The organism is Caulobacter sp. 1776 (genome assembly GCF_040545685.1).
In the GTDB taxonomy this organism is placed as follows: domain Bacteria; phylum Pseudomonadota; class Alphaproteobacteria; order Caulobacterales; family Caulobacteraceae; genus Caulobacter.
The window spans coordinates 60515-84987 of the sequence record NZ_JBEPMI010000006.1; the positions used below are offsets into that span (position 1 = coordinate 60515).

General features: G+C 67.2%; 26 protein-coding genes and 1 other RNA gene. 18 read left to right on the plus strand and 9 right to left on the minus strand.

The annotated features are described in order from the left end of the window. Window positions 1–411: 411 nt before the first annotated feature. Window positions 412–1260 (plus strand): hypothetical protein, encoded by an 849-nt coding sequence (locus tag ABIC66_RS16465; protein ID WP_354071362.1) that lies wholly within the window; start codon window positions 412–414, stop codon window positions 1258–1260. A gap of 86 nt (window positions 1261–1346) precedes the next feature. Here ABIC66_RS16465 and ABIC66_RS16470 read toward each other — a convergent pair whose 3' ends face one another. Continuing rightward, entirely contained in the window at window positions 1347–2015 is a 669-nt protein-coding gene (locus tag ABIC66_RS16470) for a glutathione S-transferase family protein (protein WP_354071363.1), read from the minus strand. A 141-nt stretch (window positions 2016–2156) separates the two neighbouring features. On the opposite strand from ABIC66_RS16470, the gene ABIC66_RS16475 reads away from it, so the two are divergent. From ABIC66_RS16475 to ABIC66_RS16485, 3 genes are all read left to right on the plus strand, one after another. Then, window positions 2157–3194, plus strand: a complete 1038-nt coding sequence (locus tag ABIC66_RS16475; protein ID WP_354071364.1) for a ribonucleotide-diphosphate reductase subunit beta — start codon at window positions 2157–2159, stop codon at window positions 3192–3194. A gap of 167 nt (window positions 3195–3361) precedes the next feature. Continuing rightward, window positions 3362–4063 (plus strand): hypothetical protein, encoded by a 702-nt coding sequence (locus ABIC66_RS16480; protein WP_354071365.1) that lies wholly within the window; start codon window positions 3362–3364, stop codon window positions 4061–4063. Between the two features lie 53 nt (window positions 4064–4116). Then, complete coding sequence (locus tag ABIC66_RS16485; protein ID WP_354071366.1) at window positions 4117–4989, plus strand: 2-dehydropantoate 2-reductase; 873 nt, start codon at window positions 4117–4119, stop codon at window positions 4987–4989. Here the strand turns inward: ABIC66_RS16485 and ABIC66_RS16490 are convergent. Together ABIC66_RS16490 and ABIC66_RS16495 are read right to left on the minus strand one after the other, a co-directional pair. Next, entirely contained in the window at window positions 4986–5411 is a 426-nt protein-coding gene (locus ABIC66_RS16490; RefSeq protein ID WP_354071367.1) for a DUF6491 family protein, read from the minus strand. The two genes, ABIC66_RS16485 and ABIC66_RS16490, sit on opposite strands and share 4 nt — an antisense overlap. 162 nt (window positions 5412–5573) lie before the next feature. Then, complete coding sequence (locus tag ABIC66_RS16495) at window positions 5574–6824, minus strand: dicarboxylate/amino acid:cation symporter (RefSeq protein WP_354071368.1); 1251 nt, start codon at window positions 6822–6824, stop codon at window positions 5574–5576. 315 nt (window positions 6825–7139) lie between these two features. Between ABIC66_RS16495 and ABIC66_RS16500 the strand changes: the two genes are divergently transcribed. After that, window positions 7140–8594 carry an AMP nucleosidase gene (locus ABIC66_RS16500; RefSeq protein ID WP_354071369.1) on the plus strand — a complete coding sequence of 485 codons (1455 nt, stop codon included), beginning with the start codon at window positions 7140–7142 and terminating at the stop codon, window positions 8592–8594. 129 nt (window positions 8595–8723) lie between these two features. Here the strand turns inward: ABIC66_RS16500 and nudC are convergent, their stop codons facing one another. After that, window positions 8724–9665 carry an NAD(+) diphosphatase gene (nudC, locus tag ABIC66_RS16505; protein WP_354071370.1) on the minus strand — a complete coding sequence of 314 codons (942 nt, stop codon included), beginning with the start codon at window positions 9663–9665 and terminating at the stop codon, window positions 8724–8726. 93 nt (window positions 9666–9758) lie between these two features. Here nudC and ffs point away from each other — a divergent pair. From ffs to def, 7 genes are all read left to right on the plus strand, one after another. Further along, an RNA gene (gene ffs / locus ABIC66_RS16510) (signal recognition particle sRNA small type) lies at window positions 9759–9856 on the plus strand. 105 nt (window positions 9857–9961) lie between these two features. Further along, on the plus strand, window positions 9962–11815 hold the full coding sequence (locus ABIC66_RS16515) for a DNA polymerase III subunit gamma/tau (protein WP_354071371.1): 1854 nt from the start codon (window positions 9962–9964) through the stop codon (window positions 11813–11815). Between the two features lie 150 nt (window positions 11816–11965). Next, window positions 11966–12295, plus strand: coding sequence for a YbaB/EbfC family nucleoid-associated protein (locus ABIC66_RS16520; protein WP_354071372.1), 330 nt, complete (start codon window positions 11966–11968; stop codon window positions 12293–12295). Between the two features lie 40 nt (window positions 12296–12335). After that, a complete protein-coding gene (gene recR, locus ABIC66_RS16525) occupies window positions 12336–12950 on the plus strand; it encodes a recombination mediator RecR (protein ID WP_354071373.1) in 615 nt (204 codons plus the stop codon). Between the two features lie 113 nt (window positions 12951–13063). Further along, complete coding sequence (locus ABIC66_RS16530) at window positions 13064–13216, plus strand: hypothetical protein (protein WP_082009170.1); 153 nt, start codon at window positions 13064–13066, stop codon at window positions 13214–13216. A gap of 69 nt (window positions 13217–13285) precedes the next feature. Continuing rightward, window positions 13286–14587 carry a DNA recombination protein RmuC gene (locus tag ABIC66_RS16535; protein WP_354071374.1) on the plus strand — a complete coding sequence of 434 codons (1302 nt, stop codon included), beginning with the start codon at window positions 13286–13288 and terminating at the stop codon, window positions 14585–14587. Between the two features lie 8 nt (window positions 14588–14595). Next, window positions 14596–15117 (plus strand): peptide deformylase, encoded by a 522-nt coding sequence (gene def / locus ABIC66_RS16540; RefSeq protein WP_354071375.1) that lies wholly within the window; start codon window positions 14596–14598, stop codon window positions 15115–15117. 31 nt (window positions 15118–15148) lie between these two features. On the opposite strand, the gene ABIC66_RS16545 is transcribed toward def, so the two are convergent. Next, on the minus strand, window positions 15149–15847 hold the full coding sequence (locus tag ABIC66_RS16545; protein ID WP_354071376.1) for an FMN-dependent NADH-azoreductase: 699 nt from the start codon (window positions 15845–15847) through the stop codon (window positions 15149–15151). An 86-nt stretch (window positions 15848–15933) separates the two neighbouring features. On the opposite strand from ABIC66_RS16545, the gene ABIC66_RS16550 reads away from it, so the two are divergent. Further along, entirely contained in the window at window positions 15934–16830 is an 897-nt protein-coding gene (locus tag ABIC66_RS16550) for a LysR substrate-binding domain-containing protein (protein ID WP_354071377.1), read from the plus strand. On the opposite strand, the gene ABIC66_RS16555 is transcribed toward ABIC66_RS16550, so the two are convergent. Beyond that, on the minus strand, window positions 16827–17306 hold the full coding sequence (locus ABIC66_RS16555) for a cupin domain-containing protein (protein ID WP_354071378.1): 480 nt from the start codon (window positions 17304–17306) through the stop codon (window positions 16827–16829). The two genes, ABIC66_RS16550 and ABIC66_RS16555, sit on opposite strands and share 4 nt — an antisense overlap. Before the next feature lie 56 nt (window positions 17307–17362). Further along, the gene (locus ABIC66_RS16560) at window positions 17363–18943 is read right to left on the minus strand and encodes a peroxidase family protein (protein ID WP_354071379.1); all 1581 of its coding nucleotides are present in this window, start codon (window positions 18941–18943) and stop codon (window positions 17363–17365) included. Between the two features lie 106 nt (window positions 18944–19049). Here ABIC66_RS16560 and dapE point away from each other — a divergent pair, with 106 nt between their 5' ends. From dapE to ABIC66_RS16575, 3 genes are read left to right on the plus strand one after another with little or no spacing between them, the layout of a single operon-like run. Next, window positions 19050–20204, plus strand: coding sequence for a succinyl-diaminopimelate desuccinylase (dapE, locus tag ABIC66_RS16565; RefSeq protein WP_354071380.1), 1155 nt, complete (start codon window positions 19050–19052; stop codon window positions 20202–20204). A 15-nt stretch (window positions 20205–20219) separates the two neighbouring features. Then, on the plus strand, window positions 20220–21140 hold the full coding sequence (locus tag ABIC66_RS16570; protein WP_354071381.1) for a glutaminase: 921 nt from the start codon (window positions 20220–20222) through the stop codon (window positions 21138–21140). 56 nt (window positions 21141–21196) lie between these two features. Beyond that, window positions 21197–21592, plus strand: coding sequence for a DUF3597 domain-containing protein (locus ABIC66_RS16575; RefSeq protein WP_354071382.1), 396 nt, complete (start codon window positions 21197–21199; stop codon window positions 21590–21592). 12 nt (window positions 21593–21604) lie between these two features. Here the strand turns inward: ABIC66_RS16575 and truA are convergent, their stop codons facing one another. Together truA and fmt are read right to left on the minus strand one after the other, a co-directional pair. Further along, entirely contained in the window at window positions 21605–22348 is a 744-nt protein-coding gene (gene truA, locus ABIC66_RS16580) for a tRNA pseudouridine(38-40) synthase TruA (protein WP_354071383.1), read from the minus strand. Further along, complete coding sequence (gene fmt, locus ABIC66_RS16585) at window positions 22348–23274, minus strand: methionyl-tRNA formyltransferase (protein ID WP_354071384.1); 927 nt, start codon at window positions 23272–23274, stop codon at window positions 22348–22350. The genes truA and fmt overlap by 1 nt, the downstream gene beginning before the upstream one ends. A gap of 98 nt (window positions 23275–23372) precedes the next feature. Between fmt and ABIC66_RS16590 the strand changes: the two genes are divergently transcribed. Further along, window positions 23373–23729 (plus strand): cell surface protein, encoded by a 357-nt coding sequence (locus ABIC66_RS16590; protein ID WP_354071385.1) that lies wholly within the window; start codon window positions 23373–23375, stop codon window positions 23727–23729. A 121-nt stretch (window positions 23730–23850) separates the two neighbouring features. Continuing rightward, a complete protein-coding gene (locus tag ABIC66_RS16595; protein WP_354071386.1) occupies window positions 23851–24405 on the plus strand; it encodes a Panacea domain-containing protein in 555 nt (184 codons plus the stop codon). The last annotated feature ends 68 nt before the right edge of the window (window positions 24406–24473 follow it).

The window sequence follows — 24473 nt, forward strand, 5'->3', positions numbered from 1 at the left end:
AGTGAAGATCCATCTTCAGGATGGAGCCTTCCTTACATCTCACGGCGAGACGATCGCAGGGCTGATCAGGTCACTCAAGGACGGCTTCGCCGCCGCGCAGCGGCCGCTCGGAGAGCGGTCCTTGACTGACCTGATCAGCCCTGCACGCTGCAGCCTCCAAGAGATGAAAGGATCGCACCGACCTGCGAGGTCGGGTGGCGGCTAACTCCTTGGAGTGCAGTGTTACTTGATAGCGGATGGCAATCATGTGCGAGCATTGAATGAATGAGCCCGGCTAACAAAATGCACCGCGAGCGCCCTAAGAAAAAATCTAATAGGTCGTGGCACCTGTATTGGGTGGAGTCAGACGGATTCGAAGACTGCTTTGTGGTCGCTCGAAATTCCCGGAGCGCATGTAGCGTAGAAATCCACATGAATGGATTTTATCCGGATGAGGTCGTTGCGACGAGAATTTGCAAAATACCAGATGGTATTGGTCGGTATTATTTGCGGAATAATCCCGACAGAAAATGGCCTGGATATGTTTATGGAAAGTATTTATTTGAAAAATTAGGTGCAAAATTTAGAGTAATTGACAAAACTGCGGAGATGTTAATCGAAGATTTTGTGTATGAAGTCGATGATTTTTACCCATGCGGTATAACGAGAGTTCGGCGCATCGGCATGGCTGCGGTTGCCGCGTTGAGGTCGGACCCCCTTCTTTCGGGCATGGAGTATGAAGATGAGGATATTTGGGACGGTGGAACTCAGCACATCATAACAATGCTCGGTATGTGCTTGGCGATGTGTCAGCTTATAGAATTTTACATATCAAACTCATTCATTCTAGGATTGTCCAGGAGGCAAAAAGAAAAATACGAAACAATAAATGATTTAAAGATGGGGTGGAGGCGAAAAACTCTAGGAAATATGATAAAAAGTATAGAGGAGGCTTGGGTAATAGAGCCTCTTTTAAGGGATAACATTGATCTATTTTTGAAGAATAGAAACTTGCTCGTCCATGGAATCACGACTGAGCCGCGATACGACATTCGGACGCGATGGGGGCAGGAAGAATTGGTTGCTTTTTTGAGCTTCTTTGACGTTCACGGGCGCATACTGAAGAAGGCTTTTAGATCAAGCTACTATGCGAGTGTGATGTTTGGCATTGAGAATCTCAGTGAAGGTAAAAAAATTCCCAAAGGAGCGTTCACTCGAAAGTACAGGGATGAAGCGGGGCTTTTTGTAATTTTCTTTGAGCCAAAATATGATTGCATGTGAGGTGTTCTGATATTGGGTGTGTGTAATCGCCTGCCAGTAATATGGTCGTGTGGGAAGATCGTGTCGAGGCGCTCAAGTGATTTCCCTCACCCCTGCTGCCCCAGCCGCTCCCACCCGTCAAAGAACGGGAACCGCCGCGCCCAGAACTCGGCCAGCCTCGGATCGGCGTCCACCCGCTTGACCACCTCGGCCATCCGCGGCGCGGCCTCGTAGAACCGCACGCGTCTCGGCCCCCAGCGGCTGAGAACGGTGACGTAGAGGTCCAGCACCGTCAGCGTGTCGCCCAGCAGGTACCGCCCCGGCGAAACCTGGCTCTCCATCATCGCCCAGCAGTCGACGATCCGCTCGGCCGTCGCCGCCTTGATCCTGGCCTGGACCTCCGGATCATCGCCGCCCAGCCGCGCGGGCTCGTCGCGCACCCAGAACAGCGAATAGATCGAGGCCGGGAGGAAGGTCATCCAGCGCAGGAACTGAGCCCGCTCGGGCGCGTCGAGGGCGGGGGAGAGCTTCGCTTCCGGATGGCGGTCGGCCAGCCAGATCAGGATGGCCGCGCTCTCGGTGATCGTCTCGCCTTCGGGGGTGATCAAGGCCGGGATCTGCCTCAGCGGATTGACCGTCGCGACCTTGGCCTGCTGCGCCTCGCCTTCCCAGGTCGGCGCCTCGATCACCTCATAGGGCAGGCCGATCAAGGACATAGCGGCCTCGACGGGTACGCCGCCCGAGCCCAGGGCGCTGAAAATCCGGTACGAATTCATGGTCAAGCTTCCTGACTTATCCACACGCACTCACAACATCTTGTGTGGCTGCGACACCGGAACCACTAGATGAACCCGAAGGCTTTGGTAGGGTGAGACTACCTTATCGCCGCCTCACGATTCTCGCCTCCAGGGTTCGCCATGTCCGCCAAGCTGATCGCCACGCCCGGCCTCCTGACCCCGTCCGGCGCCTACAAGCCGTTCCGCTATCCGTGGGCCTACGACTTCTGGAAGAAGCAGCAGCAGGTCCACTGGATGCCCGAGGAGGTGCCGCTGGGCGAGGACCTCAAGGACTGGGCCGTCAAGCTGAACGACAAGGAACGGAACCTGCTGACGCAGATCTTCCGCTTCTTCACCCAGTCGGACATCGAAGTGGCCGACAACTACATGGAGCGCTACGGCCGGGTGTTCAAACCGACCGAAGTGAAGATGATGCTGTCGTCGTTCGCCAATATGGAGACCATCCATATCGCGGCCTACGCGCTGCTTCTGGAAACCATCGGCATGCCGGAGAGCGAATTCGGCGCGTTCATGGAATACCAGGCCATGCGCGACAAGCATGACTACATGCAGAAGTTCGGCGTCGAGACCAACGCCGACATCGCCCGCACCCTGGCCATGTTCGGCGGCTTCACCGAAGGCCTGCAGCTGTTCGCCTCGTTCGCGATGCTGATGAACTTCCCGCGCTTCAACAAGATGAAGGGCATGGGCCAGATCGTGTCGTGGTCGATCCGCGACGAGAGCCTGCACTGCGAAGGCATCATCAAGCTGTACCACGCCTTCAACAAGGAGACGGGCGCGGTGACCAAGGCCGTGGCCGACGATATCGTCGACTGCTGCAAGACCGTGGTCGGCATGGAGGACAACTTCATCGACCTGGCCTTCGAGGCCGGCGAGATCCAGGGCATGACCCCGGACGACATCAAGCAGTACATCCGCTTCATCGCCGACTGGCGCCTGCGCCAGCTGCAGCTGCCGGAAGTGTACGGCATCAAGGAAAACCCGCTGCCCTGGCTGCAGTCGCTGCTGTCGGGCGTCGAGCACGCCAACTTCTTCGAGGCCCGGGCGACCGAATACTCCAAGGCCGCGACCAAGGGCCAATGGCACGGCGCCGAGGGCGTGTGGTCCAGCTTCGACACCATGCTGAGCAAGCGCGGCGAGAACCTGCCGGCGGAATAGGGCGCGTCTTCAAGGGGCGTAGGTGAAGGGCGGGGCCGCGAGGTCCCGCCCTTCGTCGTTTCGGCCGTCCAGGCGCGGTCCCGAAAGCCTGACCGTCGCCTTGGTGCGGCCCCGCTTCGGACACAGCGCGAAGCGCAGTCTCGCAGCCTGAGGTTGGGGGCGGTGGGATGGCGATCTCGCGACGAGCGCGGCTGGGACTGATCGCGGGGCTGTCGCTGGCGCTGCACGCGGCTGTGCTGATCTGGTTGGCCTGGCCCCAGGCGCCGAACCTGTACGCGAACGGTCCTGACCTCTCGTTGATGTCCGTCGAGTTGATGAGGCCCGCCAGGCCGGAACGGCCTTCGCGGTCGAGTTTGGCCAGACGGGCGACGACGCGCCCCGAGGCTGCGTCACCGCCAGAGGCGGCCGCCTACGCGCCTCGACCGGCCGCACCCGTTCCCGAGGGTGTCGCGACAATCCCCGCGCCGCCGGCGGTCGCGCCGGGCGGTTTGCAGGCGGCGCTGCGCGCCGGCGTCGGCTGCGCGCGGGCGGCGTCCCGGTCGCGGGAGGAGCGCGAAGCCTGCGAGGAGCGCTTCGGGCGCTTGGACGCCACGACGCCCAGCTACGACGCGCCGATGGATCCGGGCAAGCGGGCCTATTACGACGCGGTCGCCGCGGCGGGCCCGTCGGGGCGAACCTACGGCGATCCGAAACCTGGGGGCGCCCAGCCGGATGGCGACTATTTCCGCGTCCTCAACTGCTCGATCAAGTTCGGCGGCGGGCGCAAGTCCAAGGATCGGCAAGGAGAGGTGCGGCTGAGCCGGACACCGTGCTCGATCCCCCTCCAGGGCAGCTTCTTCACGCCCGAGGCCAGTGTGCGAAAGCGCTAGAAGCCGTCGCGAACGCGTTCTAGGACAGGCGCAAATCTGTCGGGAGCTTCAGCATGACCAGCATCGCGGTGATTGGCCCGGGCGCCGTGGGCGGCACGGTGGCCGCCTGGCTGGCCCAGAACCCCGACCACGCGGTGACGGCCTGCGTCCGCACGCCGTTCGAGACCTTGGCGGTCGAAACGCCAGAAGGCCCGATCACCGCCAGCCCGCGCGTGGCGACCTCGCCCGAGGGCCTGGAGGCCGTCGATTGGGTGCTGGTGGCGACCAAGACCTATGACAGCGACGGGACCATGGCTTGGCTGGCCGCGCTGGTCGGGCCGGGGACCCGCGTCGCCATCCTGCGCAACGGCGTCGAGCACACCGTCCCGTTCGAGGGCAAGGTCGCGGCCGAGGCCCTGGTCCCGGCGGTGGTCGACATTCCGGCCGAGCGCTCGGCGCCAGGGCGGGTGCTGCAGCGGCTGAACGGCTGGATCAAGGTTCCGGCGGGCGCGGCCGGCGAGGCGTTCGCGGCCCTGTTCGCCCACACTCCGATCGACCTGCTGGTCGTCGACGATTTCACGACCCAGGCCTGGAAGAAGCTGGCCCTGAACTGCGCCGGGGCGGTCAACGCCTTGGTGCTGAAGACCGCCATCGTCGCCCACGACGAGGGCGCGGCGGAGGTCATGCGGACGCTGGTCCGCGAGTGCGTGGCGGTGGGCCGGGCCGAGGGCGCGGACCTCTCCGACGACCTGCCCGACCAGGTGATCGCGGGCTATCGGGCCCAGGTTCCCGAGTCGATGAACTCGCTGCACGCCGACCGCGCCGCCGGCCGGCCGATGGAGCTGGACGCCCGCAACGGCGTCATCGTCCGTAAGGGCGCGGCGCACGGGATCGCGACGCCGGCCAATGCGATGATCGTCGCCCTGCTGAACGCCGCGGCCAGTTAGGGCTGATACTTCTTCGGGATCGCCTTGATCTCGTCCGGAGTCAGCTTGGTGATGGTCTTGGCGCGGATCGGTATGGCGAAGCCCATGTCGTCCGCGACCCGCAGATCCAGGTCCAGCGGATGGCAGATGCTGTCGGGACCGCGCACCACCGAGACCAGATGCGTGCCCGGCCAGGTCAGCTGGTTGGAGCCGTAGGCCAGGTCGACGCGATAGACGTCGCGGCCACGCACCTTCATGTACAGGGTGTTCTTGTCGGGGGCGGTCCAGCCCCGCCAGTCGGACAGGTAGAAGCACTGCCGGGCGGGCTTGATGGCCTTGGAAGCCGTCGCGGCCTGGGCGTCGCCCTGGGCCGAAGCGCCGCTGGCGGCTAGGCTCGCCAGGGCCAGCGCGATCAGCCCGGCGCGCGCGATGATCTTGCTCATGACGTCGTCGTCCTAAAAAGCCCCTCGTATCAAGAGATTGGGCCTCTTCCGGAGCTTGTCAAGTTTTTACTGTACATTTGAAACTGTACACGAAAAAGCCCGCCTCCGGGTGGGAGGCGGGCTGTCTCGAAGGCGTTATGCGGTAAGGGCTCAGGCCCCTCTTTAGGCTTGAGGGGCGGGCTCGGGCTCGATCGGGTCGAGCTCGCCTTCCCACTTAGCGACCACGGCGGCGGCGACGCTGTTGCCGACGACGTTGGTGGCGCTGCGGCCCATGTCCAGCAGGTGGTCGACGCCCAGGACCAGCGCGATCCAGGCTTCCGGCAGGCCGAAATAGGTCAGGGTGGCCATGATCACCACCAGCGAGGCGCGGGGGACGCCGGCCATGCCCTTGGAGGTCACCATCAGCAGCAGCAGCATCGAGGCCTGCTGCTCGAAGGTAAGGTGGACGCCGTGCACCGCCGTGATGAACAGGGTGGCGAACGTGCAATACATCATCGAGCCGTCGAGGTTGAACGAATAGCCCAGCGGCAGGACGAAGCTGACGATCTTGCGGCGCACGCCCACGGTCGGCAGGCCGTCCAGCAGGCGCGGATAGGCCGCCTCGGAGCTGGCGGTCGAGAAGGCCAGAAGAACCGGGGTGCGGATGAAGCCGAACAGCTTCAGAGTCCGCTTGCCCAGGAAGGCAAAGGCGGCCAGGAACAGCAGCAGCCACAGCACGCCCAGGCCGGCGTAGAACGAGCCGATGAAGCGCGCGTAGACGCCCAGGATCGACAGGCCTTCCTTGGCGACGGTGTTGACCAGGGCGCCGAAGATGGCCAGCGGGGCCAGCGCCATCACGAAGCCGGTGACCTTCAGCATGATCGAGGCCGCCTGCTCGGTGACCTGCAGGACGGCCGGGGCCTTGTCGTCCAGGGTGGCGACAGCCGTGCCGACGAAGATCGAAAAGACGACGATTTGCAGGATCTCGTTCTTCGACATCGCCTCGAACAGCGAGGCCGGGATCAGGTGGTCGATGAAGCTCTTCACCGTGAAGGCGCCGGCGGCCGACGGCGGCGCGCCGGCTTCGGCCACTTCCTTCAGCACCACGCCGTGGGCGGGGTCCAGCAGGTGGAACATGCCGATGCCGATCAGCAGCGACAGGATCGAGGCGGTCAGGAACCAGCCGATGGCCTTGACGCCGACGCGTCCGACGGCGGCGGCGTCCTCCATGTGGGCGATGCCAGCCACCAGGGTGGTGAAGACCAGCGGCGCGATGATCATCTTGATCAGCCGCAGGAAAATATAGGGCAGCAGCGAGGCCAGCTCGGCGGCCTTCTTGGCCTGATCCGCGTCGAGGTACTGGTTGCACCCCCAGCCGACCGCGACGCCCAGCACCATGGCCGCGACGATCAAAAAGGCGAAGCGTTTGTTCATGTATCCCCCTGGCGCCGCGGATGTGGCGTCGACGGCCTGTTTTGGTTCTTCGAAGTACGATGGAATGACGCGCGGGGACGCCCGCGCCGCTATCCGCTCGTTCCTTGAGCATTTCAGCCCTTGTGGCCGACGAACGCGGGTTCGTCCATGCCCTTGCGACGTTCGGCGCGGCTTGGCGCGCGCCAAGCCGGATAAACAGGCTCAGCCTGCGGCGAAGGAGGGCCGTCCGGCGGGCGGCCTCGCTAAGTAATAAATCATTCTCTTTTTGACGGACCGACGTCTCGCCAATGTCGCGAAACGCCGCTATAAGGACCCATGTCAAACCAAGAAAAAGCAATCGCCGTCGTCGAACGGCTCAATGACGAATACGAGCGCGCCGTGGGCGCCCTCCGGACCGCCCTGAAGGCCTATCTGGAACATGGAACGCGTCCCGACCCGCAACAGCGGTTCGACGGGACCTTCGCCTATCCCGAGCTGCGCCTGACCTACGATCCCGAGGCCCTGCCGCCCAAGCTGGCCCGCTCCTACGCCCGCGTCAGCCGCCCCGGCGTCTATTCGACCACCGTAACCAAGCCGGCCCAGTTCCGCGACTATCTGGTCGAGCAGTTGACCCTGCTGATGGACGACTTCGAGGTCGAGATCGAGGTCGAGAGCTCGCGCCAGGAAATCCCGTACCCCTACGTGCTGGACGCCACGATCGACCTGAACCAGGCCGACGTGCGCAGCGAGGACATCGCCCGCTTCTTCCCGACGACCGACCTGGCCTTCATCGGCGACGAGATCGCCGACGGGGTCTGGAACCCGGCCCTGGAGGAGACGCGCCCGCTGTCGCTGTTCGACGGCCTGCGCACCGACTTCTCGCTGGCCCGCCTGAAGCATTACACAGGCGCCCCGGCCGAGGACGTGCAGCAGTTCATCCTGTTCACGAACTACCACCGCTATGTCGATGAGTTCGTCCGCTGGGGCATCGACCAACTGAAGGCGCCCGACAGCCCCTATACGGCCCTGTCGTGCTCGGGCGGCCTGACCATCACCGCCAACACGGCCAATCCGGAACTGGCGGTGGCGGAGTCGACCTGGCGCAAGCACCAGATGCCGGCCTACCACCTGATGGCGCCGGGCGGCTCGGGCGTGACGCTGGTCAATATCGGCGTCGGCCCGTCCAACGCCAAGACGATCTGCGATCACCTGGCCGTTCTTCGTCCGCAAGCCTGGCTGATGATCGGCCACTGCGGGGGGTTGCGCGACACCCAGACCATCGGCGACTACGTCCTGGCCCACGCCTATCTGCGCGACGACCACGTGCTGGACGCGGTGCTGCCGCCGGAAATCCCGGTGCCGTCGATCGCCGAGGTCCAGCGCGCCCTCTACGACGCGTCCAAGGCGATCAGCGGCGACAGCGGCGATCAGCTGAAGCGCCGCCTGCGCACCGGCACCGTCGTCACCACCGACGACCGCAACTGGGAACTGCGCCACAGCCTCTCGGCCCTGCGCTTCAACCAGAGTCGGGCCGTGGCCATCGACATGGAGTCGGCGACGATTTCGGCCCAGGGCTATCGCTTCCGGGTGCCGTACGGGACGCTGCTGTGCGTGTCGGACAAGCCGCTGCACGGCGAGATCAAGCTGCCCGGCCAGGCCAACGCCTTCTACGAGCGGGCGATCAGCCAGCATCTGCAGATCGGCATCATGGCCTGCAAGCTGCTGCACGCCGAAGGCCCGAACCTGCACTCGCGCAAGCTCCGGGCGTTCGACGAGCCGCCGTTTAGGTGATCCATCGGCAAGCGCCGCTGGCCCCCACCTGACCTGCGCCGCAGGTCGTCCGCCCCCGGAGGGGGCGGATGGTGACTCCTCTTCCCCCTTCGGGGGAGGAGGGCCGCAGGCCCGGAGGGGGCAAGTGGCTTAGCCTTCCTCCGCCCAGCTCTTGATCAGCTGGTGCGCGATGGCCAGGGGCGGGGGCATGAACAGCCCGTCCAGCTCGCCCTTCAGCAGCTGGGCGGCTTCTTCCTTGGTGAACCAGCGCACCTCTTCCAGCTCGGTCTGGTCCGGCGCGGCCTCGGCGCTGTCGACGTCGGCCATCAGGCCCATCATCAGCGAGGATGGCCACGGCCAGGGCTGGCTGGAGTGGTAGCGAACGGCGGTGGCGTTCAGGCCCGCCTCCTCCTTCAGTTCGCGGGCGCAGGCCTCCTCGATGGTCTCGCCGGGCTCGAGGAAGCCGGCCAGGGCCGAGAACATCCCGGCCGGCCAAGCCGCCTGACGACCCAGCAGACACTTGCCGTCGTGAACGGCCAGCATGATCACCACGGGATCGGTGCGCGGGAAGTGCTCGGCCTCGCAGGACGGGCAGACGCGCTTCCAGCCGCCGTCGGCGACCTCGCTCTTCTGGCCGCAGGTGCTGCACCAGCGATGGCGGCGGCGCCATTCGAACATCGACTTGGCGGTGGCCAGGATGCCGGCGTCGGCAGGCGGCATGGTCGCGGCCACGCCGCGCAACTCCTCGAACCGGCCCAAACCCTGTAGCGGACCCTCGGCCGGATCGGCCGCGCCCTCGATGTCGACGGCGAAGACCGCGATGTCCTTCCACAGGCCCAGGAACAGCAGCTTCTCGCTGCTCCCGGCCAGGTCCTGGGCCATGTCGGCGCGCAGATAGGCGATTTGGACGCCGGTCGGCTGGCCGTCTTCGTCCAGGATGTCCTCGACCAGCGGCTTGCCGTTCCACAGCGCCACGGCCAGGGATTCGGCGTCGGCCAGTTTTTCGGCCAGCCAGGACTCGTCGCCGCGTCGCTCGCTGGCGCGGTTCAAGGGGTTGCCGGCGAAGGTGTTGGTGATGATCGACAGAGGCATGGCGACTCTCTAGCGCGGGTATGATCGCTCGTCACGACGTCGCACGCGCGTCTTGCGCCTTGCATCCGCCGCGATGAGTCGCGATATAGGCCTCGGAGACCGGCGCGGACGGAGTCCTCGCCAACCTGGTCAGGGCCGAGAGGCAGCAGCCACAACGAGATCAGCTTTGGGTCGCTGTCCGGTCTCCACCTTCCCCTTCCCCTTCCCCTTCCCCTTCCCCTAAAATCTGTCAGCAGATGGTCGGTCCGTTCGGGCCGGGCCTTTTGCCGCGCGCTCCGGGCCACTACACTCGTCCCATGGCCGACCACGACGACCTCTCGACCGATTCCGCGCCGCCGTGGGACGAACCGCCCGCCGAGGACCTGCCCGAGCGCGACGAGAACACCGCCGACATCTTCGGCGACGCGCCCGCGCCCGCGCCCGCGCCCGCGCCGGCGGTCGACGCGTCGCGCCCCGTGGTCGAGTCTCCGCCCGAGAACGAAAAGGGCGACGCCTATACGGTGCTGGCGCGGAAATACCGCCCGCGCACCTTCGAGGACCTGATTGGCCAGGAGGCCATGGTCCGCACCCTGGCCAACGCCTTCTCGACCGGCCGCATCGCCCACGCCTTCATGCTCACGGGCGTCCGCGGGGTCGGCAAGACCACGACCGCCCGCCTGCTGGCCCGCGCCCTCAACTACGAGACCGACACCGTCAAGGGCCCCTCGGTGGACCTGACCACCGAGGGCTACCACTGCCGCGCCATCATCGAGGGCCGGCACATGGACGTGCTGGAGCTGGACGCCGCCTCGCGCACCAAGGTCGACGAGATGCGTGAGCTGCTGGACGGGGTGCGTTACGCCCCGGTCGAAGCGCGCTACAAGGTCTACATCATCGACGAAGTGCACATGCTGTCGACGGCGGCGTTCAACGCCCTGCTGAAGACGCTGGAAGAGCCGCCGCCGCACGCCAAGTTCATCTTCGCCACCACCGAGATCCGAAAAGTTCCGGTGACCATCCTGTCGCGCACCCAGCGCTTCGACCTGCGCCGGGTCGAGCCCGACGTGCTGGTCAAGCACTTCGATCGAATCGCGGCCAAGGAGGGCGCGCGGATCGAGATGGACGCCCTGGCGCTGATCGCCCGCGCGGCCGAGGGTTCGGTGCGCGACGGCCTCTCGCTGCTGGACCAGGCCATCGTCCAGACCGATCGCGGTCAGACGGTCACCTCGACGGTCGTCCGCGACATGCTGGGCCTGGCCGATCGCGGCCAGACCATCGCCCTGTTCGAACACGTCATGGCCGGCAAGACCAAGGACGCCCTGGAGGGCTTCCGGGCCCTGTGGGGCTTCGGCGCCGATCCGGCGGTGGTGATGCTCGACGTCCTCGACCACTGCCACGGCGCGGCGGTGTCCAAGGCTCTTGGACCCGACGCCCTGTCGATGCCCAAGGAACAGGCCGCGCGCCTGGCCGCGATCGGGGCCCACACCTCGGCCGGCACGCTGTCGCGCCTGTGGCAGATGCTGCTGAAGGCCCACGACGAGGTGCGCCGCGCGCCCGACGCCATGGCCGCGGCTGAGATGGCCCTGATCCGCCTGTGCTACGCCGCCGACCTGCCCGGTCCCGAGGAGGCGCTGAAGGCCCTGCGCGACGGCGCCCCGATCGGTGGCGGCGGTCCGGGCGGCGGTGTCTCGATGGGCGGCGGGGCGTCCGGCGGCGGGGTCTCGGCCCAGGCCGTCAGCATGGCCGCACCGGCCGGCCAGGCCATGCCGGTACTGGCCTCGTTCGACGACGTGCTGAAGCTGATCGCCGAGAAGCGCGACATCGGCCTGCGCCTGGACGTCGAGCAATATGTCCGCCCGATCAGCTTCCGGCCCGGCGCCATCACCTTCGAGGCCGCTCCCGGCGCGCCCGGCAATCTGGCCGGCCGCCTGGTCCGCGCGCTGAAGGAATGGACCGGCCAGCCCTGGCTCGTGGCCGCCGAGGGCGGCGGCGGCGCCGAGAGCATGATGGAGCGCCAGAAGCGCGAGGAGCGCGAGGCCCTGGCCGAGATCAAGCTGGATCCGTTCGTGGCCTCGGTGCTGTCGGCCTTCCCCGGCGCCGAGATCGTCGAGATCCGCAAGCTCCTCACCCCCGAGGCGCCGCCTCTGGAGCCGGACGAGGAAGAGGGGTAACGCGGAATTCTCCCTTCCCCCTTTGATGGGGGAAGGGTTGGGGATGGGGGTGACAGCGTTTCCGGACGGAGCTCGTATCCGCCGCCGCATCACCCCCACCCCTACCCCTCCCCCATCGAGGGGGAGGGAGGTTCAAGTTGGAGACTGGACATGAAAGACCTCGGCGGCCTGATGAAGCAGGCCCAGGCCATGCAACAGAAGCTGGCGGACGCGCAGGCGCGCCTGGCCGAGAGCACCGTCGAGGGGACCTCGGGCGGCGGCATGGTCACGGTCGTACTGAGGGGCACGGGCGAGCTGGCCAAGGTGACGCTGGACGAGAGCCTGATCGAGCCGGGCGAGGGCGAGGTGATCGCCGACCTGGTCGTCGCCGCCCACGCCGACGCCAAGAAGAAGCTCGACGCCAAGCAGGCCCAGCTGATGCAGGAGGCCGCCGGTCCGATGGCGGGCCTGATGGGCGGCATGCCCGGGATGAAGTTCTAGAGCCCACCGCTTCCGTTGGAAGCGGCTCTTAAGGAAAACAATGGCCGCCTCCGCCGGACCCGAGATCGAGCGCCTGATCGCCCTGCTGTCCAAGCTGCCGGGACTGGGACCGCGTTCGGGCCGGCGCGCGGCCCTGGCCCTGCTGAAAAAGCGCGACACCCTGCTGGCGCCGTTGGCCCTGGCCATGGCCGAGGCCCAGGCCAAGGTCCGCGCCTGCGGGGTCTGCGGCTCGCTGGACGTCACCGATCCGTGCGCCATCTGCTCGGACGCGACCCGCGACCCGCGCCTGATCTGCGTGGTCGAGGAGGTCGGTTCCGTCTGGGCCATGGAGCGCGGCGGCGCGTTCAAGGGGCGCTACCACGTGCTGGGCGGGCTGCTGTCGGCGCTGGACGGCGTCGGGCCCGAGGCCCTGCGGATCGGCGAGCTGGTCTCGCGGGTCGGCGATGGTCCAGATGGGGGCGCGGTGACGGAGGTGATCCTGGCCCTGCCGGCCACGGTCGACGGCCAGACGACCGCCCACTACATCGCCGACCGCCTGGCCGGGACCAATGTCCCGGTGACCATGCTGGCGCGCGGCGTGCCGGTCGGCGGCGACCTCGACTGGCTGGACGACGGCACCATCGCCCAGGCCCTGCGCGCTCGGCGCCCGGCCTGAGGGATTTCGCGGGGACAGAGTCGGAAACCGGCTGACAGCGCCGTTTTCCCGCGCCAAGCTCCGCCCAATCGCGCTCGACGGGTTGTCGGCGCGTGAGTGGAGGGACACAAGTTATGAGCACGCCCGAAGACAAGGCCCCCGAGGCCGAGACCGAAGCCCCGCACGTCGCCAAGGTCGGCGTGGTGGACAAGGGTCACAACGTCACCAGCTTCAACGACGAGCCGATCAACGGCCTGATCGCCGACCTCGCGGACGGCGACGCGTAAACGGCGCCGCGGCCGGGCGCCTCGCCCGGCCGCCTTCCGCTCCGGGCCGACTCCGGCTAAGAACGGAGCATGAACTTTTCCGACCCTTTTTTGATCCTGGCCGTCGTCTTCGCCCTGGCCGCCGCCGCCTGCGCCCTGTGGGCGCTCGCCTCGCAGCGCCGGGCGGCCAGGGCCGAGGCGCAAGCCTGGCAGTTGAACGAGCGCGTGGCTCAGGCCGAGGAGCGCTCGCGCCTGCTCGAGGACCAGACCGCCACCCAGATCGAGCTGATCCGCGCCCAGGCCGCCCAGAGCGCCAACGCCGTGGCCGAGCAGCTGATCAAGCGCGCCGACGAGAACGCCAAGAGCCGGGACCAGCTGACCCAGGCCCGCCTGGAGGCCCAGCTGAAGCCCGTGGCCGAGACCCTGGCCAAGTTCGAGGCCCAGGTCACCGCCGTCGAGAAGGCTCGGGCCGAGGAGTCCGGCGGCCTCAAGGCCCAGATCGCCGCCCTGCTGGAGGCCTCGACCGCCACCCAGGCCGAGGCCCGCAAGCTGTCGGCCGCCCTGCGCCGCGGGGCCGGGGTGCAAGGCCGCTGGGGCGAGCAGACACTCCGTAACGTGCTCGAGGCCGCGGGCCTCAACAGCCGCTTCGACTTCCAGGAGCAGTTCAGCGTCGACAGCGAGGAGGGCCGTCGCCGGCCCGACGTCAAGGTCACCCTGCCAGGCGGCGGCGTGTTCGTGATCGACGCCAAATGCTCGCTGAATGCCTTCCTGGAATCGCAGGAGGCCGCCGACGAAGGGCTGCGCGAGGCCGCCATGGTTCGCCACGCCGCCAGTGTCCGCAGCCACATGCAGAGCCTGTCGTCCAAGGCCTATTGGGACCAGTTCGCCGGCGAGGGCTCGCCGGACTTCGTGGCCATGTTCGTGCCGGGCGACGGCTTCCTGGCCGCCGCCCTGGACCGCCTGCCCGAGCTGATGGCCGAGGCCATGGACCGTCGGGTGGTGCTGGTGACGCCGACCACGCTGTTCGCGCTCTGCAAGGCCGTGGCCTATGGCTGGCGGGCCGAGGATCAGGCCAAGAACGCCGCCCGCATCGTCGAGGTCGGTCGCGAACTCTACAAGCGCGTCTCGGTGATGGGCGCCCACGCCGGGGCCATGGGCAAGGCGCTGGAGAGCGCCGTGGGCAAGTACAATCAGTTCGTCGGCTCGCTGGAGAGCCAGGTCTTGACCCAGGCCCGCCGCTTCGAGGAGCTGTCGGTCGACCACGAGGGCAAGGAGATCGCCGAGCCCGCGCCCGTGGAACAGGCGGTTCGCCCGCTCACCAAGTTGGGAACGGTCCAGCCCGCGGTGGGACAATCTCCCACCTTGACGCTCGGAAATGAGACGCCTACCTGACCAACATCATGGCTATCCGTCGCATCCTCACCGTCGATAACGCCGCCGACCTGGCGACGCTGAAGAAGATCTCCACCCCGGTGGAGACCGTCACCGACGACCTGCGCGTGCTGATGGATGACATGCTGGAGACCATGTACGACGCGCCGGGGATCGGCCTGGCCGCCGTCCAGGTCGGCGAGCCCGTGCGGATCATCGTCATGGACCTGGCCCGCGAGGGCGAGGAGCCGGCGCCGCGCTACTTCGTCAATCCCGAGATCCTGTCGACCTCGGAAGAGGTGCTGGGCTACGAGGAAGGCTGCCTGTCGGTGCCGGAATATTTCGATGAGGTCGAGCGCCCGTCGAAGGTCACCGTCCGCTACATGAACTACCAGGGCGAGACCGTCGTCGAGGAGGCCGAGGGCCTGTTCGCCGTCTGCATCCAGCACGAGATGGACCACCTGGAAGGCGTGCTGTTCATCGACCACCTGTCGCGCCTGCGCCGCGACCGCGCCATGGCCAAGGTGAAGAAGGCGCGCCGGGCGGCCTAAGCCCGCCGCGCCTCTGGCTTCGCCCCGTTTTCTAGGCGACCCGCGCCCGTTCTTCGCTTCGTTCTCGCACCATCGTCTCCGCCAGCGCGCTGACGCTCGCCTCGGCTTCGCACAGCGAGGCCGCCAACCGCTCATCGGCGAATTCGTCGTATTCGACCGCCACCGTGCGTAGATCGGTTATCCCTAGATAGGCCAACGGTTTGGCCAGGCTGGGCGTGACCAGCTCGAGGTCGGCGATCCGCCCGCCGGCGTCGTAGCCGTGGTCGCCGCGCGCGGTCAGGACGACCAGGGTCTTGCCCTGGCCGGCCAGCAGCGGCCAGTACGGCTCGCCCTCGCGCGACCGGTCGAAGCCGAAGGTCAGGCCGACGCGGGCGACGTTGTCGATCCAGGCCTTGAGCTGAGCCGGCGGGCCGAAATTGTACATCGGGGCGCCAATGACGATGACGTCGGCGGTCTTCAGCTCGGCGACCAGGGCGTCGCTCTCGGCGAGCGCCGCGCGCATCCAGGGCTCGCGGGCTTCCGGCGCGGTGAAGGCCGCGTGGATCCAGTCGCCGGTCACCGGTCGGGGCGGTCGGACGCCGACGTCGCGATAGAGGACCTCGTCGTCGGGCCGTAGCGCGCGCCAGTGCTGGACAAAGCGATGGGTCAGCCGGCGCGTGTGCGAGCCATGAGCGGCCTCGCCGGACCGTCCCGAACGCGCGCTGGCGTCGATCTGAAGAACCGTGGTCATGAGCCTCTCCAAGGTTGATGTGAAATCATCTGGGGCGACGTTTTGCGCGCGTGACGGCGCGCTGACGAACGCGTAATCGTCAGGCTATGGATGAGATCAACTCATTTACGCGCCGTCGTCTGCCGTTAGGCGCTCTTCGGGCCTTCGAGGCCGCGGCGCGGCTGGAAAGCTTCCGCCTGGCGGCCGACGAGCTGGGCGTGACGCCAACGGCGATCAGCCACCGCATCAGGGAGCTGGAAGAGACGCTGGGCCTGAAGCTGTTCGAGCGCCACGTCCGCCGTGTCGCCCTGACCCCGTCCGGGCGACGGCTGTTCCCGGTGCTCCGCGACGGCTTCGACGCGTTCGCCGAGGCGCTGCGAACCCTGAGGCCCGACGACGGCGGCAAGACGGTCACGCTCTCGGTCCTGGTGGCGTTCGCGGCCCACCTGCTGCTGCCGCGCATGGCGGACTTTCGAAAGGCGCATCCCGACCTGCAGCTGCGGCTGCATGCCTCGGACGATCCGGTGGACCTGCGCTCGGGCGCGGCGGACCTGGCGATCCGCTACGGCTACGGACCTTTCCCGGGCCTGGTCGCCGAGCCCCTGTTCGTCGAAAGCTTCGCGCCAGTCTGCAGTCCCAAGCTAGCCTTGGCCTCGCCGGGCGACTTGCGGGACCAGCCCCTGCTGCACGCCGAGTGGCGCCATCCCGCCGCCGACACCCCGACCTGGGCGCGCTGGGCGCAGGTGAGCGGTCTCGCGGACCTGGACACCACGCCGCGCCTGACCTTCACCGACGACAGCCAGGCCATCCAGGCGGCGGTGGCCGGCCTGGGCGTGGCCATGGCCAGCCTGAGCCTGGTGCGCGCCGAACTGGCCTCGGGCCTGCTGATCCAGCCGTTCGAGACGGTGATCCAGGGGCGGCCCTATCATCTACTGCGCCTTCCCACGGCTTCGCCGGCCGTCATCGCGGTCCACGACTGGCTGCTGGCCGAGCTGAAGGCCTAGCGCTTGCGGCCTTGATCCGTCTCGTACGGCGTTCCGTCGCGGTGGCGATAGACGCCTTCGCCCTCGCGCAGGATCAGGTCGAGGTCGGGATAGTCGCAGCCGTCCTCGTCCGGCTTGCGCGAGCCGATCTCCAGCAGCAGGGCGTCGCGGTCCGAGCGGTTCTGGAAGTGGTGGCCGTTGGCGACGCCCGCCTTGAAGCCCGCGCAGTCGCCAGCCCGCATCACCGTTTCACCCTCATTCTCGACCAGCACCACCTCGCCCTCGACCACCCAGGTGAACTCGTCCTCGGCCGTGTGCCAGTGGCGCTGGCTGGACCAGGCGCCGGGCGGCAGGCGCAGCAGATTGACCCCGAACTGGTCGAGGCCGGCGGCGTCGCCCAGCTTGGTGCGGTGGCGGTTCAGGCACGGCGTGTCGAACGGCGCGGGATAGGCCGTGCCGAGACGGGTCGGGGCCGTGGTCAGGTCGATCTTGGGCAAGGGCGTCTCCTCCGCGAGCGCAGTTAAGCACGCCCGCCGCCCGTCTCAATGGGACTCTAACCGACCCGCTGCACCTTGGCGTTCCGCTTCCACTCCGGACGGGTCATGCCCACGAAGTTCGAGCCCGGGTCGGCGCCGTTGCGGACCAGCAGGTCGCGCAGGGTCTTGGCCGACTCGATCGCCGCCAGGCCTTCGCGGGTGAAGGCCGCCAGCCGATTGGCCGGATCGCCCCAGATGTTTCGGGACAGCAGGGGATTGGTCAGGGCCTGGGAGAAGGCGTCGATGGCCACCATGCGCAGGATCAGCGGCGGCAGCGGCGCGTTGGCGGCGGTGTCCTCGGCGAACAGGCCGACATAGAACTCCACCTTGTCGACATGGCCGTACAGCGTGCGCAGCTTGTCCGCGACGCCGGGCCGGGTGCTGATCTCCTCGAAGGTCGTGACCGGCTTCATGCCGTTGGCCGCGCGATAGGCGTTGTAGGGCGCGATCTGGTTCAGGCGGGCCTGGTTGATCGCCCGCGCCTCGACATCCTGCAGATAGTCGGCGGTGTTGCCGGCCCCCAGCAGGGCGGCTGGCTGAGCGCTCATCCAGACGTAGGCGCTGGCCAGGCCGTGGCGGGTCAGCTGGTCGCCGGCGAAGCGCAGGGTGGCGGTCTTGGTCGGCTGGCCGGCCCAGGTGATGTCCTCGGAGACCAGCGAGTGCCAACGATAGAGCAGGCTGAACTCGGCGGTGATCCAGTTGGGCTTGTTCCAGGGCCGCTTCCAGGCGTCGGTCGGGTCGGCCAGCAGGCGGATGCGCGAGGGCGAGATGTGGTTGATGTACTCCTCGACCACGAGCTTGATGTAGAGGACGATCACCACGTTGCGGGCGGTCTCGAACACCCGGTCGTCGTCCCAGTCGGCGTGGGCCGCGGCGATCACGCCGGCCAGCCGGTTGTGCTCGCGCAGGAACAGGGTCCCCATCATCATCGTGCCTACCGAGGAATTGGCCCGGTCGCCGCCCAGGGCGAACAGCTGGCGCTTGATCGCTAGCGGCGTGTCGTTGTCGACGCCCAGTGGCGGGTCCAGCGCCACGAACTCGGCCAGCAGGCCGCCCTCGGCGTCGTAGAGGGCGGGCGGATACTCCTCGCCGTTGATCGTCTGCGACTTCAGCCGGCCGCGCTGGCTCGGCGACCTCAGGCGCAGGGCGTTGGTCTGGGCCTCGGTGCGGCCGTAGAGGGTGCAGAGGTCGATCTCGTGGTTCGAGGTGGTGCGGCGGCGATCCTCGCGGTCGTTGAACACCATGGTCCGGATGAAGCCGTCGGTCAGGTACTGGGCGAAGGCCGGGAACAGCATGGTCGACTTGGCGCAAGAGATCTGCGGCCTCCCGGCCGGACGCGCGAACACCGCGGTGGTCATCTGCGCGTCGGGCAGCGGGCCGGGGTCCTTCGCCGGCAGTTGCCGGGCGCTGTAGGTGCGGTCGGTCAACGCCGCCCAGCTGATGTACGGGGTCTTGGTGCTCCAGGGATGCGGGCGCGGCCGGGTCTCGCTGACGATCCCGTTGATCAATAGGCCGTTGACCAGGCGATGGAAGGCGGGCCAGCGCTCGGTCAGCCAGGCGACGACCGGCTCCAGCGCGGCGATGATCCAGGCCAGCATGTCCAAGCCTCCCCGTGGCGATTGAAATCGTCCATAGCACAGCTCTGACGGGAATTCTCAACCGATCGGTTTGCGTCGCTCCGGTCGGCGGCCTAAAGGCAGGGCCATGACCACCCCGATCCTCGCCGCTATCGACCCGGTAGACCTCGCCCAGGCCCTGATCCGCCGACCCTCGGTGACGCCGGCCGACGCGGGGGCGATGGATACGCTGCAGCGCCAGCTGGAAGGCCTCGGGTTCACCTGCCGCCGGATGAAGTTCGGCGAGATCGAGAACCTCTACGCCCGGCGTGGGACGGCGCGGCCGAACCTCTGCTTCGCCGGCCATACCGACGTGGTGCCGGTGGGTGATGACGCGGCCTGGACCGCCGGCCCGTTCGAGGCCGAGATCAAGGACGGGGTGCTGTACGGTCGCGGCGCGGTCGACATGAAGAGCGCCATCGCCGCCTTCGTCGCCGCCGTGTCGAAGGTCCCCGAGCACGCCGGCTCGATCAGTTTTCTGATCACCGGCGACGAGGAGGGTGTGGCCGAGGACGGCACCGTCAAGGTCGTCCAGGCCCTGGCCGCCGAGGGCGAGGTCATCGACCACTGCATCGTCGGCGAGCCGACCTCGGCCAATCTGCTGGGCGACATGGTCAAGATCGGCCGGCGCGGCAGCATCAACGCCTGGATCGCCGTCGACGGCAAACAGGGTCACGTGGCCTATCCGCACCGGGCGGCCAACCCGATCCCGGTGCTGGTCGACATCCTCTCGCGCCTGCAGAGCCGGGTGCTGGACGAGGGCTATACCGGCTTCCAGCCGTCGAACCTGGAGGTGACCACGGTCGACGTCGGCAACGCCGCCACCAACGTCATTCCCGCCTCGGCCAAGGCGCGGGTGAACATCCGCTTCAACCCGGCCCATCAGGGCCGGGACCTGGCCGCCTGGATCGAACGGGAGTGCCGCGAGGCCGCCGAAGGCTTCTCCGGCCGGGTCGAGGCGCTGTGCAAGATCAGCGGCGAGGCCTTCCTGACCGAGCCGGGCGCCTTCACCGACGTGATCGTGGCCGCCGTCGGCGACGCCACCGGCCGCGCGCCGGAGCTGTCCACCACCGGCGGCACCAGCGACGCCCGCTTCATCCGCAGCCTTTGCCCGGTGGTCGAGTTCGGCCTGGTCGGCTCGACCATGCATCAGGTCGACGAGCGGGTTCCGGTCGAGGAGATCCGTCAGCTGGCGGGCGCCTACGAGGCCCTGATCAACCGCTATTTCGCGGCCTTCGCGTAGGGGGCGGGCGTCGGCATGAAGGCGCTCTCGATCCCCGACGTGCTGGCCGAGGTGGCGGTGCTGGTGAAGCCGCACTTCGGCAAGGGCCGCCCGGCCGACTACATTCCGGAACTGGCGACCGTACCGGGAAACAAGTTCGGCATGGCCGTGCGCACGGTCGACGGCGGCGAACACGTGATCGGCGACGCCGACGAGGGTTTCTCGGTCCAGAGCATCACCAAGGTCTTCGCCCTGGGCCTGGCCCTGAACCGGCTGGGCGACGAGACCTGGACCCGCGTCGGCAAGGAGCCCTCGGGCACACCCTTCAACCACCTGTCCCTGCTGGAGGCCGAGCAGGGCGTGCCGCGCAACCCGTTCATCAACGCCGGGGCTTTGGCGGTCACCGACGTCTTGATGGACGTCACCCGCGATCCGGCGGCCCTGGTCCGCGACTTCGCCGGCTTCCTCTGCGACGAGCGGCTGGAGATCGACCCGACGGTGGCGGCCTCGGAGTTGGCCCACGCCTGGCAGAACCGCGCCATCGCCAACTTGATGCGCGGCAAGGGCACGATCCATCACGAGCCCGAGGCGGTGGTCGCCGCCTATTGCCGCCAGTGCGCCTTGACCATGAGCTGCCGCCAGCTGGCCCGCGCCTTCCTGCCCCTGGCGGCCGGCGGCTTCTCGCCGGTGGCGCAGGAGACGGTGTTCCCCGAGCGCCTGACCCGACGCCTGAACGCCCTGCTGCTGACCTGCGGGATCTATGACAGCGTCGGCAGCTTCGCCTACCGCGTCGGCCTGCCCGCCAAGAGCGGCGTGGGCGGCGGCATCGTCGCGGTGATTCCGGGCAAGGCGACCGTCGCGGTCTGGTCGCCGGAGCTGGACCGCTTTGGAACGTCCGTGGTCGGAACGGCGGCGCTGGAGGCGTTCAGCCAGATCACCAACTGTTCGGTGCTCTAGCTTCGAACCGGCCGGATTCCGAGGCGTTGATCGCGTCCAACGTTCAGGAGCGCGACATGGGTATCTTTAGCGACATCATGGGCAAGATCTTCGGGCACAAGCCCAAGGCGGCCCCGACGACCACGGCGCCGCAGCCAGCGCCGGCTCCGACGCCCGCTACCGCGGCCGCCGTCGCGCCCCAGCCTCCGCCGCAGACCGTCGATGTCACGGCCGTGCTCGATGACCTGGCGGCCGACAACCCACAGAAGCTGGACTGGCGCCACTCGATCGTCGACCTGATGAAGCTGGTCGGCATGGAAAGCAGCCTGGCCGAGCGCAAGGAACTGGCCGACGAGCTAGGATACACGGGTGACAAGGGCGACAGCGCCGCGATGAACATCTGGCTGCACAAGCAGGTGATCACGAAGCTGTCGGAGAACGGCGGCAAGGTCCCGGCGGACCTGATGGACTAGGCGAGCCTAGCGCTAGTCCCCGTACCCGACCCCAACCAGATACAGCCCATCGGCCGGCGCGACCGGCCCACATTCGCGACGGTCCTTGGCCTCGAGCGCGGCCTTCACGTCGTCCGGGGTCCAGCGGCCCGCCCCGACCTCGACCAGGGTGCCGGTCATCGAGCGCACCTGGCGATGCAGGAAGCTGCGCGCCTCGAAGTCGAGGTGGATCTCCTCGCCGACCTGGCGCACGCGGGCGACGTCGAGCGTCTTCACCGGGCTCTTGGCTTGGCAGTGCATGTCGCGGAAGGTCGTGAAGTCGTGCAGGCCGACCAGATGCTGGGCGGCCGCGTGCATGGCCTCGGCATCCAGCTCTTTCTTCATGTGCCAGACCCGGCCCCTGTCCAGGGCCGGCGGGGCGCGGCGATTGAGGATCCTGTAGAGGTAGCGGCGCTCGTTGGCCGAGAAACGGGCGTGCCAGTCGCCCTCGGCGATCTCGGCCGACAGGATCGACACCGCCTCGCGCGTCAGATGGGCGTTGAGGGCGTTGAACACGGTCTGGGCCGGCCAGTCGCGCTCGAGGTCGACATGAACCACCTGGCCGGTGGCGTGGACGCCGGTGTCGGTGCGGCCGGCGGCGGCGATGCGCACGTCCTGGCCGCTGAAGGCCTTCACCGCCGCCTCGATCGCGCCCTGCACGGACGGCAGCACGGCCTGGGCCTGGAAGCCGCTATAGGGCCGGCCGTCATACTCGACGAGGAGGCGATAGCGAGGCATCAGGCCAACGTCGTCCCGGCCGGAATCGGGAAGCCGCGCGTGAAGACGTCGGCGTCCTGGACGCCCTTGCCCTCGCGCTGGGCCTTCAGCAGGCGCACGGCGCCGTCCCCGCAGGCGATCAGCAAGGTGTCGTCCAGAACTTCGCCCGGCGCGCCGTCATGATCTTCCAGCCGCGACAGCAAGGCCTTCACCCGGACGGGGCCCTTCTCGGATGGCGCCTCGAACCAGGCGCCGGGGAAGGGCGACAGGCCACGGATGTGGGCGTCGACCTCGGCGGCCGGACGGGTCCAGTCGATGCGGGCCTCAGCCGACTTGATCTTCTTGGCGTAGGTCACGCCGTCCTCGGCCTGGGGCGTCTCGCGGGCGCCGCCACGCTCGATGGCGGCCAGGGAGACGGGCAGTAGGCGCGCGCCAACGGCGGCCAGCTTGTCGTGCAGGGTGCCGGCGGTCTCCAGCCGGTCGATCCGCACCTGCTCGGACATCAGGATCGGCCCCTCGTCGAGGCCTTCGCTCATCCGCATGACCTGGACGCCGGTGACCGCGTCGCCGGCCATGATGGCCCGCTGGATCGGGGCCGCGCCGCGCCAGCGGGGCAGCAGCGAGGCGTGCAGGTTGAAGCAGCCGTATCGCGGGGCGTCCAGCACAGCCTTGACCAGGATCTGGCCGAACGCGACCACGACGGCGGCGTCGAGGTCCAGGGCCTGAAAGGCCGCGATCTCTTCCGGCGTCTTCATCGAGACCGGCGTGCGGATCGGCAGGCCCAGGCCCTCGGCGAAGGCGTGGACCGGCGAGGGCTTCAAGTCCTGGCCGCGGCCGCGCGGGGCGGGCGGCTGGGAATAGACACAGGCGATCTCGTGGCCCGAGGCGACGAGCTCGGCGAGGCAGGCGACGGCGAAATCGGGAGTGCCGAGGAAGGCGATGCGCATGGCGGGGGTTTAGCGGTCTTGGGAAGTTCGGAAAAGCCGAACTCGGAACCTTGGCCTTGACGCTTCGTTATCCAGCCGACTTATCAAGGAGCACGACCATGCGTTCCATCCCGTTCATCGCCAGCTGCGCCGTGGCGCTGGCCCTAGCCGCCTGCTCGCAGCAGCACGCCACCGAGGTCAAGGAAGGCGCCAAGGCGGCCGCCTCCGACATCAAGGACGCGGCCCACACCATCGCCAACGATCCGGACGTCAAGGAAGCCGGCACGGCGATCAAGGAAAGCACGAAGGAGACCGCCGGCGAACTGAAGGAAGCCGCCGGCGAGGCCACCGACAAGGCTCAGGAGCTCGGCGAAAAGGCCGGCGACAAGGCCAAGGAGGCCGGCGCTGACCTGAAGCAGGACGCCAAGAAGGGCGCGGCCGAGAGCAAGAAACAGCTGAACGAGGCGACGAAGTAGCGCGGGCTACCGCTGGAGTTGACTTGATGGACGAGATAGGCGATACGTATGTCGACGGTTCCCTATTTGTTCTATTGACGTCAAGAGTCGTGAGGATTCAACTCCGATTCGGAGATTGATCGTGCCCGGCACCCCAGTTCAGTTTGACCGAGAGAAGTTCAAGGAGGCGATCCTCCTATTGACTTCGTACTGTCCTTCCGAAGAGCTTGGAAACGTCAAGCTCCACAAGATGCTTTACTTTGCCGATATGATGACTTTCCTCGAAGAGGGAAGGCCGCTGACTGGTGTAGACTATTTAAAGCAAAAGTTCGGGCCCACGGCTCGTCATCTGACCTCGGCGGTTGAAGAACTGGCTCGTGAAGGCCGCTTATCAGTGCGAGAGGCCGAGTATCATGGCTTCTATAAGAAGGACTATGTGCCCACGGCGCCTTTCGCGCCAGCACGTCTGTCTCCGCACGAACAGCAGCTCCTGCGAGAGGTGGCTGATTTCGTGAGGGGTAAAACCGCCAAGCAAATCAGCGAGATCAGCCATAACGCCGCTTGGGATGCAGCAGAGCTAGGGGAGGTCATCCCCTATTTCACCGCGCTTCAGTTGGTGCCTGTCGAAGTCACGGACGCCGATAGAACATGGGCTTTAGAAACGGCAAAAGCTCATGCGGGTGCGCGACCCTTCTGACCGGCCGCCGTTTTCGATCAGCCATTCCGAGCTCTTCGAAAAAGCGGTTTTTGCCTTGCAGGGACAGT